Raw genomic sequence first — 17970 nt, forward strand, 5'->3', positions numbered from 1 at the left:
CTGCCCTAGGCTGCGGACTCAAGCCGAGTCGGCGAGATTCCCGGAAATGGATTCTCGACGTCTCGCGCGGGGCGATCCGATTGTCTCGTTCGATACACGCACCACCGAGTTCGCTACACGTACCACCGAGTTCGCTACACGTATCACCGAGTTCGCTACACGTATCACCGAGTTCGCTACACGCACCACCGAGGAGCATCGATGACCGAGATCGGCTCAACCGTGCCGCGCCGGCAGGTCGGCCGCCTGCTGCGGGAGTTGCGGGAGCAGGCCGGCATCTCGCTGATGGCGGCGGCGCAGGAGCTGGAGTTCTCCCGGGCCCGGATGTACCGGATCGAGAACGGCGAGGTTCCGGTGCGCAAGCACGATGTGATCGCGATGTGCTCGGTCTACGCGGCGCCGGGGCAGATCACCGAGGTGCTGATCGGCCTGGCCGCCGAGTCGAAGGCGAAGGGCTGGTGGCACGCGTACGGCGACGTCGTCCCCGCCTGGTTCGAGCTCTACGTCGGCATGGAACAGGGTGCGAGCCGGCTCCGGTCGTACGCCCCGAGCGTCATCCCCGGACTGCTCCAGATCAGGGAGTACGCGGAGTGCGTGTTCCGGATGTGGCACGGCGACGACGAGGCGGCCGTCGAGAACGCGGTGGCGGTACGGCTGGAGCGCCAGTCGCTGCTGACCAGGCGACGCCCCGAGGCCCCGCGACTGGAAGTGATCATCGACGAGGGCGTGCTCCGGCGGGCCATCCCGGACACCCTCGGCATGCAGAAACAGCTGGCCCATCTGGTGAACGCGTCGACCCGGGAGAACATCGGCGTACGGGTGATCCCGTTCGCGGCCGGACCGCACAAGGCGGCCAGTTCCGGGCAGTTCACGATCCTCGAGTTCCCGGCCGTCGGCACCGCGTCGCCCGAGCCGACCACCATCTACTGCGAGAACCTCACCGGCGCGCTCTACCTCGATAAGCTCGCGGAGGTGGAGACGTACGAATCGGTCTGGTCCGAAATCGATGCCACCGCGCTGAGCCAAGCCGATTCGGACGACCTGATCGGCGAGATCATCAAACACCTCTAGACAAAGGGGGAACGGTGACCGACCTGACCGGTGCCGTCTGGCACAAGAGCACGCGGAGCGGCGGCAACGGGGGCGACTGCGTCGAGGTGGCCGGGAACCTGCCCGGCATCGTGGCGATCCGCGACACCAAGGACCCGGACGGCGCCACGCTGATCTTCACGCACGCGGAGTGGCGGGCCTTCATCGCCGGGGTGCGCGACGGCGAGTTCGACATCGAGGCTTAGAACTCGTTGAGAGCAACCTTAAGGAATCCTTTGCGCGCGGGAACCCGGCGGAACCCTCGCGCATAGTGGTCGGGCGTTGTCCCCCTGCCCGGACCACCGAGGTGAATCCCCCGTGCCGCTCTCCGCTGCCGCGAAGTTCCGCTACACCCTGGTGGCGGGTACGACAGCAGTGGTGATCGGCACCGCCTTCACGGTGGCGGGTCTGACGCAAGGGTCTGCCGAGACTCCCTCCCCCACCTCGGTGGACGTCCCGCTCGCCGCCGCCGGGGTTCCCGGCGGCGGCGAGGGCGAGGACCCGAGTCCGAGTAGTTCCCCTGAGGCGACATCGAAGACGAGGAAGCCGTCCCCGACGCCGGCGAAGACCACGAAGAAGGCGCCGGCGAAGACCACCAAGAAGGCGACCAGGAAGCCCTTGGCCGCCGCGGCCTCCAACGGCAGCGTGGTCGAGCAGGTCCTCGCGCACATCAACGCGGCCCGCGCCGGCGAGGGTCTCGGCGAGCTCACCCTCGACGCCGGCCTGTCGAAGGCCGCGGCCGTCCACACCCAGCTGATGATCGACGGTTGCGGCCTGTCGCATCAGTGCCCGGACGAGGCCGGTCTCGGGGATCGCTTCTCGGCGCAGGACGTCAAGTGGAGCAGCGCCGGCGAGAACATCGGGTACGGCTCCAGCGCCGCGAGCAACGCCGCCCAGGTGAAGGCCGCGAACGGACTGACCGACTCGATGCTGGCCGAGGTCCCGCCGGAGGACGGCCACCGGAAGAACCTGCTGAACAAGGGCTTCACCCGGATCGGCCTGAGCGTCGTGCGGGACGGCGACGGCGTGACCTGGATGACCCAGGACTTCGTGGGCTGATCACCGGGTTGAGACACTGCGCGGGTGACTTCACCCAGCACCGGACGCCGATCCGCGCACCGGCGCGCCGAGGTCCTCGCGGCCGCCGGTGAGGTGGTCGCGGCCCGGGGCGCCGACGCCACCCGGTTCAGTGACGTGACCGCGGCGACCGGCGTCGGCGTCTCCACCCTCCAGTACTACTTCGGCACCCGCGAGGACATGCTCATCGCGGTCTTCCGGCATGCCGCGCAGCGCGACTTCGACCTGGTCGGCGAGCGCCTCGCGGCGCTCTCCGACCCGTGGGAGCGCCTGTTGACGGTGGCGACGCATCTGACCGGCGCGGTGGGCAGCGACACCGCCTGGCGGCTGTGGGTGGAGAGCTGGCGGTGGGCGTCCCGCGATGCGAGTGTACGGGCGGACGTCCTCGCCGATTACCGCCGATGGCACGACCTGATCGCCGCCGAGGTGAGGGCCGGCGGCTTCGGCGACCCGATGGAGACGGCCCGCCTCGTCCTCGCCCTCATCGACGGCCTGGCGCTGCCGGTGGTCCTCGGTGATCCAGACCTGCCGAGAGCCGCCGCCCGAGAACTTCTCACCGACGGCCTGACTAGGCTCCTAGGACGCTGAAGTGCCACCTGACGGTGACCGGGTTCCGCGGCCCTCCAGCAGGGGAGTGGACCTCTTCCAGCGCGGGCCGTCGCCGTCCTTGCGCCGGCGGGCCATGCCGGAGAGGGCCTCGAGGACGACCCGGTTGCCGAGCATCGCGGTGATCTCGGCGTGGTCGAAGGGCGGGGACACCTCGACGATGTCCATGCCGACGACCGGGAGTTCGTGGCAGATGCGGGATACGGCGTCGAGCAGCTGGCGGGCGGTGAGGCCGCCGGGTTCCGGGGTTCCGGTGCCGGGCGCGTGCCCCGGGTCGCAGACGTCGATGTCGACGGAGAGGAAGACGCCGTCGCAGTCGTCCATGGCGATCGTGAAGGCGCTGTCCAGTACGGCGTCCAGGCCGCGTTCGACGATCTCGCTCATGTGGAACGAGTTCATCCGCTGGTCGGCCATCCAGTCGAGGGTCTCCGGGCCGGGCCAGTAGCCGCGCAGGCCGAGCTGGAGGAACCGGTCGCCGCGGACCGCGCCGGACTCGATGAGGCGGCGCATCGGCTGGCCGTGCCCGTAGAGCGAGCCGAACTCGATGTCGCCGGTGTCGGCGTGTGCGTCGAAGTGGATGAGGGCGAGCCGGCCCTTGCCGTGCGTGCGGGATACGCCGGTGGCGTCCGGCCAGGTGATCGTGTGGTCGCCGCCGAGGATGAGCGGGATGGCGCCGTTCTTCGAGATGAAGGCGACGGCCTCCTCGATCGTGGCGCAGCTGCGCTGGATCTCGCCGCTGAACACCTCGAGGTCGCCGGCGTCCTTCACGGTGAGGTCGCCGGTGAGCGCGTCGACGCGCATCGCCATGTGCGGGCGGGAGCCGTCCTGCGGCAGGTAGTCGGTGCCGCGGATCACCTGGGGCCCGAAGCGGGCGCCGGGCCGGTGCGAGGTGCCGCCGTCGAAGGGCGCGCCGATGATCACCACATCGGCGTCGGCGTAGGTCTCCGGTTCTTGCCAGTCACAGGCCGGGACACCGAGGAACGTGTAGTCCGGTCCGAACATCGGTCCGTAGCGGGTCATGCGGCTCATCCTTTCCGACGGAGCGGCTCGGCGCGGACTGTATCGCCATACAGTACGGCCGTACAGTGCGCCCGGTTGATCAACCTCGTAAGGTGGCGCGGTGTTCGAATCGTTGAGAAGGTTCTTCCGCGAACTGCTGGGATCGGGTGCTCCGCCCGTACAGGAAAAGCCCCTCCCCAAGCCGGCGCCGAAAGCCCCCGAGCCGGCGGCGAGGCCGCAGGCCAAGCCGGCGCCGGCCAAGCCCGCGCGGGTCGTCCCGAAGCCGCGGGGCAGGCACCTCGCCTATGCGCCCGATCTGGACGGTGACGCCGACCCGGGCGAGATCGTGTGGACGTGGGTGCCCTACGAGGACGACCCGAGCCAGGGCAAGGACCGCCCGGTGCTGGTGGTCGGCCGGGACGCGAACACGCTGCTCGGCCTCATGCTGTCGAGCCAGAGCGAGCGGGACGGGCAGCGGCACTGGCTGGCTCTCGGCCCCGGCGACTGGGACCGTGAGGCACGTCCGAGCTGGGTACGCCTCGACCGGGTCGTCGAGGTCGACGAGGACGGCATCCGGCGCGAGGGCGCGATCCTGGACCGTCAGCGCTTCGATCGGGTGGCCGCGATCCTGCGGCGCACGTACGGATGGCCGTAACCCGCTGAGACCGGCGTAACGGGGCAGTTCGCGCGTGATCCGGATAGTTTTGCGATATGGATGTGGACGTCATGACCGGCTTCGGCGGTAAACAGGCCTGGCTCGCCGTATCCGGAAGCGAGCCGGGCGCGGTCCTGGCCGCGCTCGGCCTCCGCGACCTCGGCTCGGTCACCTGGCGCGACGGACTCGACCTGGCCCATCTCACCGACGACCGGGTGGCGATCACCCCGCCGCTCGCCGGCGCCCGGGACACCACGTGGGTGCTCGCCGCCGGCCGCCGGCTGATGCGGCCCGACCTCGACATCGTCGGGCTCTCCGCGACGCTCGGCACCGAGGTGCAGTACTTCGCCACCCACCGGGTCACCGAGTTGCACCGATGGCAGCGCGCGGTGGACGGTGAGCTCGTGCGCGCGTTCGGCTACGTAGGACAGACCGGCGAGGTGACGTCGTGGTTCGGCGAGCCCGGCCCGGCCGAGCGGGACGCCGGCCTGCCCGCCGAGCTCGACGAGGACGCCACCGTGCTGGTGGCCGAGCGCGACGTGTTCCGGGTGGCGGCCGCGTGGAGCATTGACCCGACCACTCTGACCGGGATCGCGCCCGGTCCCCTGCTCGTGGGAGCCTCGGATGCGTAAATACGTGATCATGGGAGTCCAAGGCAGCGGCAAGGGCACCCAGAGCCAGCTGCTGCGCGAGGAGTTCGACCTCGTGCACATCAGCGTGGGCGACATCTTCCGCTGGCAGGTCCGCAACCACACCAAGATCGGCGCCCAGGTCAAGCGGATCATGGCGGCCGGCGAGCTGGTCGGCGACGATCTCGTCGAGTCGGTGGTCCGGCGGCGGCTCGACCAGCACGACTGGAACTACGGCTTCATCATCGACGGCTTCCCGCGCAACGGCCGGCAGGCCGAGTTCTTCATGGAGAGCTACGACATCGACGCCGTCATCCACCTCGAGCTCCCCGACGACGAGGTGCGCCGACGGGTGCTGAGCCGCCGCCTCTGCCCGAACTGCGGCATGGACTACAACCTCATCGCCGACCGCCCCGAGCAGGAGGGCCGCTGCGACATCTGCGGCCACGAGCTGGTCACCCGGGCCGACGACACCCCGGAGGCGCTCGAGGCGCGCCTCCGGGACTATCACGAGAAGACCCGGCCGGTGCTGGAGCTGTTCCGGCGCAAGGAGGTCGTGCACGACGTGGATGGCCGGCCGCCCCTGGAAGAGGTGCAACAGGCCATCCGTACGACGTTGGGGCTGCCGCCCTACAAGGGGTGACCCCTAGGACAGCGACGTGACCGACTGCCAGCCGCCGTTGCCGACGAGCACCTGGCCGGACAGCTTGTCGGGGCCCGCCGACGGGTTGTAGTAGAGCGTGCCGGCGGCCGCGTTCGCCGACCACAGATTCGGCTGGCCGCCGTCGCCGCCGGTGGCCACGAGCGGCCAGGCGGACGCCGGCCGGCCGCTGCCGACGGCGACCGGGGCGCCCGCCGTCACGGTGCCCGCGGTGGCGCCCGCTACGGTGAGGAGCGGGAGATCGCACCGGTGGACGGGTTGCGGTTCCACGTGTCGGCCAGGCCGTCCCCGTTCAGGTCGCCGGCCGGCAGCATGTCGGCGTGCGCGAGGGCGGATCCGCCGAACGACTGCGGGCCGCGCCGCAGTGCCGGCGTCGGCTTGCCGGTGGCCGCGTCCGGGATGCCGCTCCAGAGCCACCAGTTGCCGCTCGAAGCGCTCTGTACGAGCAGGTCCGGGGCGCCGTCACCGGTCATGTCGCCGGGCGCCGCGATCTTCGTGGCGGACGACCACGTCTCGGTGATGTTGCCCATCGGGATGCGCGCGCCGAGCTCGCCCGTGCCGGTGTTCGGGTAGATCCAGAGGCCGTCGTCGACCGCCGCGACCACGTCCTCCCAGCCGTCGCCGGTCCAGTCCCCGCGGTGGACGGCCCGGGCGTTCTTCCACTCCGCGCCGGACGCGAGCAGGCGGTACGGAGTGGACAGCCGGCCGCCGCCGACGCCGCCGTACAGGCGCAACTGGCCGCTGTCCTGGACGGCGAGCAGGTCGCCCACGCCGTCGCCGGTGAGGTCGCCGGCCTGGGTGCCCGGCGTGCGCGGCTTCGGGTTCAGCACGCCGACCAGCAGCCTGTGGTCGGACAGCCCCGGATCCTCGACGGTGCCCTGCAGCGAGTCGAAGTGCCGGGTCGGCGCGAAGACGTAGTCGATCTTCGCTCCGGTGGTGGGCTGGTTGTCGGCCTCGTCCACCTCGGCCCACGGGCCCAGGCCGAGGTCGTTGCGCAGCACCTTGATCGCGGCATAGGTGGGTCGCGCGTTGAAGTCGCCGCCGAACAGCACCGGCAGTCCCGCGGCCCAGACGCCGAGCTGCGGCATGATCTGGCTCATGCCGTTGTCCATGACGGTTCCGTTGTAGACGCCCTGGGCGAGGTGGGCGTTGCACACCAGCGTCATCTGCCCGTCCACCGGGCTCCTCGTGCACAGGACCGACGGCGCGGTGGTGAAGTTCTCCGGCACCGCGAGGTCGAAGGACAGCGCCTGCGTCGACGAGGTCCGGACGAACGTGGCGAGCCCGAACTCCAGGGCGCCTCCCCACTTCGGGCAGCCGTTCGCGACCGTCGCGTTGCCCGCGTCCGCGGACGCGTGGAAGACGCCCTTGTAGCCTCGCGGCCCGAGCACGGCGGTGAGCCGGTCGAACTGGCCCCGGCAGGTCTCCTGGAGCATCAGGACGTCGGCGTCCCACCGCTGGATCGTCTGGTCGAGGGTCTGGGTCCAGGTGGCCGCCGCGCCGGTGTACTGGCAGGTGTAGGCGCCGCAGACGTTGTAGCTCAGCACCCGCACGGTCTGCGGCGTGGACGGTACGACGACGTCCACGGCGAAGCCCGGCTTCGGGGTGAGAAGCAGGCTCGCCAGGACGGCGAGCAGGGAGAGCACGGCGGCTCTCCGGAGCGATCGAGGCAAGATGCCCTCCCGTATCGAAATGTGCAAGATCTTAAATGCTGCGTGCGCGCCGCGTCCCCACACGAACGGACATCGCGGGGAGTTGTGATCTTCCATCCGTTACGTCGAGTGCGCCCGATATCTCGCTCCGTGCCACTTTGGTCGGTCTCCCCGCGGAAAAGTTGCCGCGTAAGGAGACCGAAATCTCTTTGACATATTGCGTTCGGGCACAAGCGGGCGTAAACAAAGACAAAGCCAAAACGAGCGGGGCGGTGAGTGGATGTACGCGGAGGAACGCCAGCAGGAGATCGTCCAGCGGGCCCGGGCCGAGGGCCGGGTCGACGTGGTCACGCTGGCCGACACCTTCGGCGTGACGGCCGAGACGATCCGCCGGGATCTGACCGTTCTGGAGCGGGCCGGTGTGCTGCGCCGCGTGCACGGGGGCGCCATCCCGGTGGAGCGGCTCGGGTTCGAGCCGGCCCTCGCCACCCGCGACGCGGTGCTGATCAGCGAGAAGGAGCGGATCGCCAAGGCGGCGCTCGCCGAGGTCCCCGAGGACGGGGCGATCATCCTCGACGCCGGGACCACGACGGCCCGCCTCGCCCAGCTGCTGCCGGCCGACCGCGAGCTGACCGTGGTGATCAATTCGCCGGTGCTGGCGTCCACGCTCGGCCTCAAGCCCAACCTCACGGTGCTGCTCCTCGGCGGCCGGGTGCGCGGCAAGACGATGGCCACGGTGGACGATTGGGCGATGCGGCCGCTCGCCGACATGTATGTCGACGTCGCGTTCATGGGCACCAACGGATGCAGCGTCGAGCGGGGGATGACCACGCCGGACCCGGCCGAGGCGGCGGTGAAACGGGCGATGATCGCGGCGGCCCGCCGGGTGGTGCTGCTCGCCGACCACACCAAGATCGGCAACGACTACCTGGCCCGGTTCGGCGGCCTCGACGACCTGGACCTGCTGATCACCGACAACGGTCTCGACGGCGAGCTGGCCGGCGAGGTCGAGACGGCCGGCGTGCGGCTGGTGAAAGCGTGACCGCCGCGAAATCCATCATCACCGTCACCCTCAACCCCAGCGTCGACCGCGCCCTCGAGGTCGACGCGCTGATCCGCGGCGAGGTCCTGCGCGCCGCCGACTCGCACATCGACCCGGGCGGCAAGGGCGTCAACGTGTCCCGGGCGCTGCTCGCGAACGGGATCCGCTCGACCGCCGTGGTGCCGGCCGGCGGCGCCGAGGGCGATCAGCTCGTCGACCTCCTCAACGCCGAGGGTGTCGAGATGCTGGCCGTGCCGATCGCCGGGCGGACACGTTCCAACATCACCCTGGCCGAGCCGGACGGCACGGTCACCAAAATCAACGAGGCCGGGCCGACCCTCACGGACGCCGAGTTCGTCCAGGTCAGCGAGGCGGTGCTGGCGGCCGCGACGGGCGCCGGGTGGATGGTCATCTGCGGCAGCCTGCCGCCCGGCCCGACCGTCGCCGCCTTCACCGACCTCTGCGAGCGCCTGGTCAAGTCCGGGGTCCGGCTCGCCGTCGACAGCAGCGGCCCGGCGCTGCTCGCCGGGGTCGCGGCGGGCGCCGCCCTGATCAAGCCGAACCGCGAGGAGCTGGCCGAGGCGGCGGGGCGGGAGCTGGCGACGTTCGGCGACGTCATCGACGCCTGTGAACGGCTCCGCGAGGCCGGCGCCGGCACCGTCCTGGCCAGCCTCGGCGCGGCGGGCGCGGTGCTGGTGAGCGAGTCCGCGGTGCTGACCGGTGTCTCGCCGGTGAGTGTGCCGCGCAGCACGGTCGGCGCCGGCGACGCGCTGCTGGCCGGGTTCCTGGCGGCCGGCGCGTCCGGCGAGGAGGCCCTGATCGAGGGCCTGGCGTGGGGCGCGGCCGCGGTGAGCCTTCCGGGAAGCCGGATGCCGGGACCCCGAGACCTCGATCGTACGAAGATCCGCATCGACCGTGATCCGGATCGGGAAAGGCCACTCAGCCGCGACTGAGTGTGGATACCCGCACCACCCCCTCTCACCCCCTCACCGCCCGAAAAATCCGATAAGTCGGAAAAGAGGGCGGACCCCTGGCGACGAATGGAGATCGTCATGGCTTCTACCTACACACCCCAGGTCACCGGCACGGGCTTCAAGGCCCGCGTCCAGAAGATAGGTGGCCACCTCGCCGGCATGGTCATGCCCAACATCGGCGCGCTCATCGCCTGGGGTCTGATCACCGCCCTCTTCATCCCGGTCGGCTGGATCCCGAACGAGAACCTGGCCCAGCTCGTCGACCCGATGATCAAGTACCTGCTCCCGGTGCTGATCGGCTACACCGGTGGCCGGATGGTCCACGGCCAGCGCGGCGCCGTCGTCGGTGCGGTCGCGACGTTCGGTGTCGTGGTCGGCGCGGAAGTGCCGATGTTCCTGGGTGCGATGATCATCGGTCCACTCACGGCGTACGTGTTGAAGCTCTTCGATTCTCTGATTCAGGACAAGGTCCGTCCGGGTTTCGAGATGCTGATCGACAACTTCTCGGCCGGCATCATCGGTGGCGCGTTCGCGATCCTCGGCAAGGTGGGCATCGGCCCGATCGTCGAGGGCATCACCAAGGCGGCCGGCAACGGCGTCGACTGGCTGCTCGCGCACAGCCTCATGCCGCTCGTGTCGGTGCTGGTGGAGCCGGCCAAGGTGCTGTTCATGAACAACGCCATCAACCACGGCGTGTTCAGCCCGCTCGGCGTGCAGCAGGTCCAGGAGTCCGGCAAGTCGATCCTGTTCATGATCGAGTCGAACCCCGGTCCCGGTCTCGGCCTGCTCGCCGCCTACCTGTTCTTCGGGCCGCGGTCGCTGCGCCCGTCCGCCCCGGCCGCGATGATCATCCACTTCCTCGGCGGCATCCACGAGATCTACTTCCCGTACGTGCTGATGAAGCCGCGCCTGATCCTCGCCATGATCGCCGGCGGCATGACCGGCGTCGCGACCTTCATGATCACCGGCACCGGAACCGTCGCGTCCCCCGCGCCGGGCAGCATCTTCGCCTTCGCCGCGGTGACCGCGAAGGACGGCTACTTCGGCATGATCCTCGGCGTCACACTGGCCGCCCTGGTGACGTTCGGCGTCGCCTCCCTGCTGCTCGGCTTCGGCAAGCTCAAGTCCGACCAGGAGCTCGACGCGGCCGAGGAAGAGGTCGCGACGGAAGCGGAGATCCCCCACCAGCGTGAGGCTTCCGCCGAGGAGACCGTGACCGACTCCACAACAGGAGGCAAGTGATGGCAACCATCAACGGCAAGGACATCAAGAAGCTGGTCGTCGCCTGCGACGCCGGCATGGGCAGCAGCGTGATGCTGGCGAGCACGCTGCGCAAGCAGCTCGGCAAGAGCGGCGTCACCGTCGAGCACACCCCGGTGAACTCGATCCCCGACGACGCCGACCTGGTGGTCTGCCACAGCGGACTGGCCGCCCGGGCCCGCTCGGTGGCGCCGAGCAAGCCGATCGTGCCGTTCCAGATCTTCCTGGGCGACCCGGCCGTGACGAAGGTCGTCAAGGCCATCCAGCAGGGTTCCGACATCAATGTCTGAGCTGCTGGACCGCCGGGCGATCCTGCTCCGGCAGAGCGCCGCGACCAAAGAGGACGCGATCCGGCAGTGCGGCGAGGCGCTGGTCGAGATCGGCGCGGCCGAGCCCGGATACGTCGACACGATGCTGGCCCGGGAGAAGTCCATCTCCACGTACGTCGGCGGGGGTGTCGCCATTCCGCACGGCACCCTCGACGGCAAGGCCCTGGTGAAGCGGGACGCCCTCGCGGTGCTCCGCTTCCCGGACGGCGTCGACTGGGACGGCGAGCGGGTGATCGTCTGCGTCGGCATCGCCGCCGCCGGTGACGGTCACGTCGAGTTGCTCGCCGCCCTCGCCGAGGTCCTGCTCGACGAGGACCAGGCACGGGCCTTGCGAGAGGCCACCGACGCCGACACCGTGATCAACCTGCTAGGACACATCGAGGAAGGCTCCGAATGAAGGTCGTGCGATTCCACGCTCCCGGCGACGTCCGCTTCGAGGACATGCCGGAACCCGAGGCCGGCCCCGGTGAGGTGAAGATCCGCGTCCGGAACTGCTCCACCTGCGGCACCGACGTCAAGATCTCGAAGTTCGGCCACCACCACATCCACCCGCCGCGGGTGATGGGCCACGAGATCGCCGGCGAGATCGTCGCGGTCGGCGACGGCGTCGACGGCTGGGCCGAGGGCGACCGGGTCCAGGTCATCGCCGCGATCCCGTGCGGTGAGTGCGCCGAGTGCCGGCGGGGCCGGATGACGGTCTGCCCGAACCAGGTCTCGATGGGCTACCACTTCGAGGGCGGTTTCGCGCAGTTCATGGTCGTACCGAAGGAGGTCCTGAAGGTCGACGGCCTGAACCGGATCCCGGACGGCGTCTCGTTCGCCGAGGCGTCCGTGGCCGAGCCGCTGGCCTGCGCCCTCAACGCGCAGAACCTGGCCCGGGTCGGCGAGGGCGACGACGTCGTGGTGATCGGTTCCGGCCCGATCGGGTGCCTGCACGTACGGCTGGCCCGCGCCCGCGGCGCCGCCCGGGTCTTCCTGGTCGAGCTGAACCGCGAGCGCCTCGACATGGCCGCGAACCTGGTGAAGCCGGACGCCGCCATCTGCGCGGCCGAGGTGGACCCGATCGAGGAGGTCCGCAAGCTCACCGGCGGCCGGGGCGCCGACGTCATCATCACGGCGGCCGCGTCCGGCAGGGCGCAGGAGCAGGCGATCGAGATGGCCGCCCGGCAGGGCCGGATCAGCTTCTTCGGCGGCCTGCCCAAGGACAACCCGACGATCACCTGCGACTCGAACCTGGTGCACTACCGGGAACTCATGATCGTCGGCGCGAACGGGTCCAGCCCGGCGCACAACAAGGAGGCGCTCGAGCTGGTCGCCACCGGCGCCGTGCCGGTCGCCGACCTGATCACGCACCGCCTGCCTCTGGAGGGCGCGATCGACGCTTTCGGCATCGTCGCCCGCGGTGAGGCCATCAAGGTCACCATCGAGCCCTAGGGGAGTTGCCATGCCCACGCGCACTGTCGCCGTCGGTTCCGCCAGCGGCCTGCACGCCCGTCCCGCCAAGATCTTCGTGGAGGCCGCCGCGGCGGCCCCGGTGAAGGTCACCATCCGGGTCGGCGAGAAGAAGCCGGTGCCGGCCAAGAGCATGCTGTCGGTGCTCGCGCTCGGCGCCAAGCAGGGCACCGAGGTCATCCTCGAGGCCGAGGGGGAGGGCGCCGACGCGGCCCTCGACGATCTGGCCGCGCTGCTCGCCCGCGACCTGGACGCCTCCGATGCCTGAGGTGTCCACGCTCACCGGGATCGGGGTCTGTGCCGGGGTCGCCGCCGGTCCGCTGTTGCGGATCGCCGCGGTCCCGGCACTGCCCCCGCCCTACCCTGTCTCTGACGTAGAGGCGGAGATCGCGCGTGCTGCCGCAGCGCTCGCTTCGGTTGCCGCGGATCTCGGAGCACGAGCCGACCGCGCGACCGATGCGACGGTCGCCGAGGTGCTGCGTGCCGAGGCGATGATGGTCGACGACGAGGCGCTTCTGGACGGCATCCGGGAGCGCGTCGAGGACGGCGACGACGCACCGCACGCCGTCAGTGCGACATTCGGGACATTTCGCGAGGCCTTCGAAGCGGCCGGCGGCTACCTCGCCGAACGCGTCGCCGACCTCGACGACCTGCGCGACCGGGCCGTCGCGGTGCTGCTCGGCCTGCCGATGCCGGGTGTGCCGCAGCCGGGCCATCCGTATGTGCTCGCGGCGAAGGATCTGGCGCCGGCCGACACCGCCGACCTCGACCCCGCGTTCGTGAAGGCGCTGGTCACCGAGATCGGCGGGCCGACCAGCCACACCGCGATCCTGGCCCGCGCGCTCGGCCTGCCCGCGGTGGTGTCCTGCCCGGGCATCCTGGAGGTCGCCGAGGGCACGCACGTGCTGGTGGACGGCGCCGCCGGTCGGATCGACGCGGGCATCTCCCCGTCCGAGGCCGAGGCCGCGGTGCGGGCGGCGGCCGAGGTGGCTGCCGCGGCTGCGGCATCGTCCGGTCCGGGTCAGACCGCCGATGGGTACGGGGTGAAGCTGCTCGCCAACGTCGGATCCGCGAAGAACGTCGCCGCCGCCGACGAGGTGGGCGCCGAGGGGGTCGGCCTCTTCCGGACCGAACTGCTGTTCCTCGACCGCACCCAGGAACCGGGACTCGACGAGCAGGTCGAGGCCTATCGGGCCGTCTTCGCCGCGATGGCCGGCCGCAGGGTCGTCATTCGTACCCTTGACGCCGGGGCCGACAAACCGCTGCCGTTCCTGAACCAGGAGGGTGAGCCCAATCCCGCCCTGGGCGTGCGCGGCCTGCGCATCGCGCGGCAGCGCCCGGAAGTCCTCGCGACGCAGCTCGCCGCGATCGCGGAGGCCCGGACGCAGACCGGCGCCGACGTGTGGGTGATGGCGCCGATGGTCTCCACGCTCGCCGAGGCCACCACGTTCGCGGCCGCCGTCCGCGACGCGGGACTGCCCAGGGCCGGCGTGATGATCGAGGTGCCGGCCGCCGCCCTGCGCGCCCGTGACCTGCTCGAAGTGGTCGACTTCCTGAGCATCGGAACGAACGACCTGAGCCAGTACGCCTTCGCCGCCGACCGGATGTGCGGCACCCTGGCCGATCTGCTCGACCCGTGGCAGCCGGCGCTGCTGCAGCTCATCGGCATCTGCGGGGAGGCCGGACTCGCCGCCGGCAAACCGGTCGGGGTGTGCGGCGAGGCGGCCTCCGACGCCGCGCTCGCGCCGATCCTGGTAGGCCTCGGCGTGACCAGCCTGTCGATGTCGCCGCGCGCGCTACCGGCGGTGCGGCACGCGCTGTCCGGCCATTCCCTGGACGAATGCCGCCGCCTGGCGTCCCTGGCAGTGGCAGCCCCGGACGCACTGTCAGCGCGCAAGCTGGTCGCCTAGCGTCCGCCCGCTCGCCCGCTCGCCCGCTCGCCCGCTCGCCCGCTCGCCCGCTCGCCCGCTCTTCCGCGATCTTGTGAATTCCTGCAGGGCCGTTCCTGTGGAGATTCACAAGATCGCGGCGAGAGGGGGTCAGTTGAAGGGGAAACCGGGCGCGAACGTGATCGGCTCCGGCGCCGGCATCGTCTCCATCAGCCGGATGACGTCGAGGAGCACCTGCGGCGTGCCGGCCGTGCCCGCCAGGGTCTCGATCCTCTTCTTCACGCCGTTCCGGTAGCCGACCTCGATCGTGTACTCGAACCGGTCACAACATCTGTTCTTCGGGATGTAACGGGACCGCAGCTCGCGGAACTCGGCACTGGAGGCGAGCCCCAGAATCCGCGCGGTGTGCGCGCTGTCGCTGCCGACCAGGGTGTAGACCGAGGTACCACCGCCCGCGACGCCCCCGGTCCGGACGACGACCACGGCCACCGCGGGCCCGGCCGGCTTCTTGACCGGCTTCGGCTTGGCCGCAGCCGCGGGCCCGGCTGCCGGCTTTGCGGGGGCGGAGGCCGGCTTCTCAGCCGGCGCGGCGGGAAGCGTGCCGGGCATTCCGCCGGTTACTGCGACCGAATTGTCGGGGTTTTCTGCCGCCTTGTCCGGCGCTGCGACCGGCGCGACCGGCGCGGCGGCGGGGGCCGGGGCCGGCGGCGGCTCGGTTGCGGGTGCTGCCAGGGCCTGGCCGGCCGTCAGTGCGACGCCGGCGAGGCCCAGCGACAGGACGGCCGTGCGGAGGGAGAACCTGCTCATGCGGCGCAGATTATCGGCCATTTCCCCGTATTTCGGACAGAAACGCCACGGCGGTCACGCGTGCGGGTTACCGGGCTGGCTCGCTGCCTCCAGGTCGTACCCCCGCTTTGCGAGCTTCGTCTCGAGCACCTGACAGACGTGCTCGACCACGGCGAGCCGCGCATAGGGCTTGCTGTCCCCGGGGATGACCTTCCAGCGAGCCCGTGGCTTGTCGGTCTTCTCCAGCATGTCTTCGATCGCTGCCTCGTACGCGGGACGCTTTTCTCGATTTCGCCAATCCTCATCGGTGAGCTTCCACGAGCGGAGAGGGTCGTCCCGGCGATCCTCGAAGCGGCGCAGCTGCTCGCCCTCGGAGACGTGCATCCAGAACTTGATCAGGATCATGCCCTCGGCGGTCAGGGTGCGCTCGAACTCGACGATCTCGTCGTAGGCGCGCTTCCACTGCTCGGTGGTCGCGAAGCCCTCGACCCTCTCCACGAGGACCCGGCCGTACCAGGAGCGGTCGAGCACCGTCATCCCGCCGTTGCCGGGGAGCACCTGCCAGAAGCGCTGCAGGAAGTGGTGCCGCTTCTCGTCGTACGTCGGCGCCGCGAACTGCGAGACCCGGACGTGGCGTGGGTCGATCATGCTGACCAGTCGTTTGATCGCGCCGCCCTTGCCGGACGCGTCCCAGCCCTCGAAGAGCACGCAGAGTGGCGGCCCGATCTTCTTGGCGCCGATCTGCCCGCCGAGCAGCAGCCGCAGCCGGAGCAACCGCTCCTGTGCCGCTTCCAGGCGCTCCTCGGCCTTCTTCTTGGAGATGTCGATCGGCGGTTTCGCACTACCCAGGTGACCCATCCGCCTAGCATCCGCCAAACCCGCTGTGATCCGCAGCGGCGGGTGCGGGACAATCCGTGCGTGACTCTCGTAGACGACCTGCTGTGGCGCGGACTGATCCAGGACTCGACCGATGCCGACGAGCTGCGCAAGGCGCTCGACGGCGGCTCGCTCACGTTCTATGTGGGCTTCGACCCCACCGCCGCCTCGCTGCACGTCGGCCACCTCATGCAGGTGCTGACCGCCCGCCGGCTCCAGCAGGCCGGGCACCGGCCGCTGCTGCTCGTCGGCGGCGCGACCGGGCAGATCGGCGACCCCCGGGAGTCCAGTGAGCGCAGCCTCAACCCGCCGGAGGTGGTGCAGGGCTGGGTGGAGAGGATCCGCTCGCAACTTTCGCCCTTCGTCACGTACGAGGGTTCTCATGGGGCCACGCTGGTCAACAACCTGGACTGGACCGGCCCGACCTCGGTGATCGAGTTCCTGCGCGACGTCGGCAAGCACTTCCCGGTCAACAAGATGCTGGCGCGTGACGTGGTGCGCAACCGGCTGGAGAGCGGCATCAGCTTCACCGAGTTCAGCTACCAGCTCCTGCAGTCGAACGACTTCTACCAGCTGCACGTCCAGCACGGCTGCATGCTGCAGTTCGGCGGCTCCGACCAGTGGGGCAACATCACGGCGGGCGTCGACTTCGTGCGCCGCCGCGGCGCCGGCCCGGTGCACGCCTTCGTCACCCCGCTGGTCCTGAAGGCCGACGGCACCAAGTTCGGCAAGACCGAGGGCGGCGCGGTCTGGCTCGATCCGGCGATGACCAGCCCGTACTCCTTCTACCAGTTCTGGATCAACAGCGATGACCGGGACGTGAGCAAGTACCTGCGGTACTTCAGCTTCAAGTCCCGCGAGGAGCTCGAGGAGCTGGAGAAGGCGACCGCCGAGCGTCCCCAGGCGCGGCTGGCCCAGCGTGCTCTCGCCTTCGAGATCACCGCGCTGGTGCACGGCGAGGAGGAGGCGAACCAGGCGGTCGCGGCGAGCCAGGCGCTGTTCGGGCGAGGTTCGTTGGACGAGCTCTCGGCGGAGACCCTGCGTGCCGCCTTGTCCGAGGCAGGGCTTCATTCCGTACGGGGGGAGCTCCCTGCGGTGGGTGCTCTCTTGAAGGAGGCGGGTCTCGTGGCGAGCGCCAACGAGGCACGCCGCACCATCAGTGAGGGCGGCGCCTACGTCAACAACGAGCGGATCACCGACGGCGAGGCCGTGATTCCGGAATCGGCTCTGCTGCACGGCCGGTTCCTGGTCCTGCGCCGCGGCAAGCGGACGTTCGCCGGCGTCGAGATCGTCAAATAGCGCTCTGACCTGAGGTTTTCCTCTGATCTTTGCTGGATTTCGTGCTCATCGGCCCGCTGTGACCCACGTCGCGGCGGGCCGATTTGGCTTCGCGGACATGTGCCTGTAATGTTTTCCAAGCCGCCAGGGAGACGGGCGAGCGAGCGGGACTCGAAAGAGGCCCGGAGCGGCCGTCCTGGAGGAACCTCAGAATTGATCACGGCTTCGGGTCGTGTACAGTTCTGCGGGTCGAACAAATGGCCCCAGTCATCACGATGGTGTGCGGTTGTTCTTTGAGAACTCAACAGGGTGCTTGATAAGCCAGTGCCAATTATGGCAATACCCCGGCTCATCTCTTTGGGGATGGGTGGGAGATTCCTTTGGCAACATATCATGTTGCTGGGAATCAGATTTTCCACAGATTTTGTTGGAGAGTTTGATCCTGGCTCAGGACGAACGCTGGCGGCGTGCTTAACACATGCAAGTCGAGCGGAAAGGCCCTTCGGGGTACTCGAGCGGCGAACGGGTGAGTAACACGTGAGTAACCTGCCCCGAACTTTGGGATAACCCTCGGAAACGGGGGCTAATACCGAATACGACACGCCTTCGCATGGGGTGCGTGTGGAAAGTTTTTCGGTTCGGGATGGACTCGCGGCCTATCAGCTTGTTGGTGGGGTAATGGCCTACCAAGGCGACGACGGGTAGCCGGCCTGAGA

Annotated in this window: 21 protein-coding genes and 1 rRNA gene; 17 read left to right on the forward strand and 5 right to left on the reverse strand. The window is 69.8% G+C overall.

The features are described from left to right. Window positions 1-201 precede the first annotated feature (201 nt). The 4 genes from AB0G10_RS07690 (at window position 202) to AB0G10_RS07705 (ending at window position 2754) form a co-directional block, all read left to right on the forward strand. Window positions 202-1071 carry a helix-turn-helix transcriptional regulator gene (locus AB0G10_RS07690; RefSeq protein WP_360917880.1) on the forward strand — a complete coding sequence of 290 codons (870 nt, stop codon included), beginning with the start codon at window positions 202-204 and terminating at the stop codon, window positions 1069-1071. A 14-nt stretch (window positions 1072-1085) separates the two neighbouring features. After that, window positions 1086-1295 (forward strand): DUF397 domain-containing protein, encoded by a 210-nt coding sequence (locus AB0G10_RS07695; protein WP_360917881.1) that lies wholly within the window; start codon window positions 1086-1088, stop codon window positions 1293-1295. A gap of 112 nt (window positions 1296-1407) precedes the next feature. Beyond that, window positions 1408-2148: a CAP domain-containing protein gene (locus AB0G10_RS07700; RefSeq protein WP_360917882.1), complete on the forward strand. Its 741-nt coding sequence runs from the start codon at window positions 1408-1410 to the stop codon at window positions 2146-2148. A gap of 24 nt (window positions 2149-2172) precedes the next feature. After that, window positions 2173-2754: a TetR/AcrR family transcriptional regulator gene (locus tag AB0G10_RS07705; RefSeq protein WP_360917883.1), complete on the forward strand. Its 582-nt coding sequence runs from the start codon at window positions 2173-2175 to the stop codon at window positions 2752-2754. Here the strand turns inward: AB0G10_RS07705 and speB are convergent. Next, complete coding sequence (gene speB / locus AB0G10_RS07710; RefSeq protein ID WP_360917884.1) at window positions 2743-3792, reverse strand: agmatinase; 1050 nt, start codon at window positions 3790-3792, stop codon at window positions 2743-2745. The genes AB0G10_RS07705 and speB overlap by 12 nt on opposite strands. A gap of 100 nt (window positions 3793-3892) precedes the next feature. Between speB and AB0G10_RS07715 the strand changes: the two genes are divergently transcribed. The 3 genes from AB0G10_RS07715 to AB0G10_RS07725 are packed head-to-tail and all read left to right on the forward strand — an operon-like array spanning window position 3893 to window position 5698. Next, complete coding sequence (locus AB0G10_RS07715; RefSeq protein WP_360917885.1) at window positions 3893-4426, forward strand: type II toxin-antitoxin system PemK/MazF family toxin; 534 nt, start codon at window positions 3893-3895, stop codon at window positions 4424-4426. Window positions 4427-4482: 56 nt separating this feature from the next. Then, on the forward strand, window positions 4483-5058 hold the full coding sequence (locus AB0G10_RS07720; RefSeq protein ID WP_360917886.1) for a hypothetical protein: 576 nt from the start codon (window positions 4483-4485) through the stop codon (window positions 5056-5058). Then, window positions 5051-5698 carry a nucleoside monophosphate kinase gene (locus AB0G10_RS07725; protein WP_360917887.1) on the forward strand — a complete coding sequence of 216 codons (648 nt, stop codon included), beginning with the start codon at window positions 5051-5053 and terminating at the stop codon, window positions 5696-5698. Before AB0G10_RS07720 ends, AB0G10_RS07725 begins: the two co-directional genes overlap by 8 nt. Window positions 5699-5701: 3 nt before the next feature. On the opposite strand, the gene AB0G10_RS07730 is transcribed toward AB0G10_RS07725, so the two are convergent. Both AB0G10_RS07730 and AB0G10_RS07735 read right to left on the reverse strand, forming a co-directional pair. Continuing rightward, window positions 5702-5917: a hypothetical protein gene (locus AB0G10_RS07730; protein ID WP_360917888.1), complete on the reverse strand. Its 216-nt coding sequence runs from the start codon at window positions 5915-5917 to the stop codon at window positions 5702-5704. A 20-nt stretch (window positions 5918-5937) separates the two neighbouring features. After that, a complete protein-coding gene (locus tag AB0G10_RS07735) occupies window positions 5938-7389 on the reverse strand; it encodes an FG-GAP-like repeat-containing protein (RefSeq protein WP_360917889.1) in 1452 nt (483 codons plus the stop codon). Between the two features lie 259 nt (window positions 7390-7648). Between AB0G10_RS07735 and AB0G10_RS07740 the strand changes: the two genes are divergently transcribed. The 8 genes from AB0G10_RS07740 (at window position 7649) to ptsP (ending at window position 14335) form a co-directional block, all read left to right on the forward strand. After that, window positions 7649-8410: a DeoR/GlpR family DNA-binding transcription regulator gene (locus AB0G10_RS07740; protein WP_360917890.1), complete on the forward strand. Its 762-nt coding sequence runs from the start codon at window positions 7649-7651 to the stop codon at window positions 8408-8410. Continuing rightward, window positions 8407-9363 carry a 1-phosphofructokinase gene (gene pfkB / locus AB0G10_RS07745; protein ID WP_360917891.1) on the forward strand — a complete coding sequence of 319 codons (957 nt, stop codon included), beginning with the start codon at window positions 8407-8409 and terminating at the stop codon, window positions 9361-9363. The genes AB0G10_RS07740 and pfkB overlap by 4 nt, the downstream gene beginning before the upstream one ends. 99 nt (window positions 9364-9462) lie before the next feature. Then, on the forward strand, window positions 9463-10626 hold the full coding sequence (locus tag AB0G10_RS07750; protein WP_360917892.1) for a PTS mannitol transporter subunit IICB: 1164 nt from the start codon (window positions 9463-9465) through the stop codon (window positions 10624-10626). Continuing rightward, the gene (locus AB0G10_RS07755) at window positions 10626-10934 is read left to right on the forward strand and encodes a PTS lactose transporter subunit IIB (protein WP_360917893.1); all 309 of its coding nucleotides are present in this window, start codon (window positions 10626-10628) and stop codon (window positions 10932-10934) included. The genes AB0G10_RS07750 and AB0G10_RS07755 overlap by 1 nt, the downstream gene beginning before the upstream one ends. Further along, window positions 10927-11370, forward strand: a complete 444-nt coding sequence (locus AB0G10_RS07760) for a PTS sugar transporter subunit IIA (RefSeq protein ID WP_360917894.1) — start codon at window positions 10927-10929, stop codon at window positions 11368-11370. The genes AB0G10_RS07755 and AB0G10_RS07760 overlap by 8 nt, the downstream gene beginning before the upstream one ends. After that, entirely contained in the window at window positions 11367-12407 is a 1041-nt protein-coding gene (locus AB0G10_RS07765) for a zinc-dependent dehydrogenase (protein WP_360917895.1), read from the forward strand. Before AB0G10_RS07760 ends, AB0G10_RS07765 begins: the two co-directional genes overlap by 4 nt. A 10-nt stretch (window positions 12408-12417) precedes the next feature. Continuing rightward, a complete protein-coding gene (locus tag AB0G10_RS07770; protein ID WP_360917896.1) occupies window positions 12418-12693 on the forward strand; it encodes an HPr family phosphocarrier protein in 276 nt (91 codons plus the stop codon). Beyond that, complete coding sequence (ptsP, locus tag AB0G10_RS07775; protein ID WP_360917897.1) at window positions 12686-14335, forward strand: phosphoenolpyruvate--protein phosphotransferase; 1650 nt, start codon at window positions 12686-12688, stop codon at window positions 14333-14335. The genes AB0G10_RS07770 and ptsP overlap by 8 nt, the downstream gene beginning before the upstream one ends. A 129-nt stretch (window positions 14336-14464) precedes the next feature. Here ptsP and AB0G10_RS07780 read toward each other — a convergent pair whose 3' ends face one another. Beyond that, window positions 14465-15121, reverse strand: a complete 657-nt coding sequence (locus AB0G10_RS07780) for a hypothetical protein (RefSeq protein WP_360917898.1) — start codon at window positions 15119-15121, stop codon at window positions 14465-14467. A 54-nt stretch (window positions 15122-15175) separates the two neighbouring features. Then, complete coding sequence (locus tag AB0G10_RS07785; protein WP_360917899.1) at window positions 15176-15958, reverse strand: UDP-galactose-lipid carrier transferase; 783 nt, start codon at window positions 15956-15958, stop codon at window positions 15176-15178. A 60-nt stretch (window positions 15959-16018) separates the two neighbouring features. Here AB0G10_RS07785 and tyrS point away from each other — a divergent pair, with 60 nt between their 5' ends. Beyond that, window positions 16019-17275: a tyrosine--tRNA ligase gene (gene tyrS, locus AB0G10_RS07790; protein WP_360917900.1), complete on the forward strand. Its 1257-nt coding sequence runs from the start codon at window positions 16019-16021 to the stop codon at window positions 17273-17275. Window positions 17276-17678: 403 nt separating this feature from the next. Further along, window positions 17679-17970: ribosomal RNA gene (locus tag AB0G10_RS07795) — 16S ribosomal RNA — on the forward strand; the annotation flags it as partial.

Origin of the sequence: Actinoplanes sp. NPDC023714 (assembly GCF_040639855.1) — a bacterium.
Lineage (GTDB): Bacteria > Actinomycetota > Actinomycetes > Mycobacteriales > Micromonosporaceae > Actinoplanes.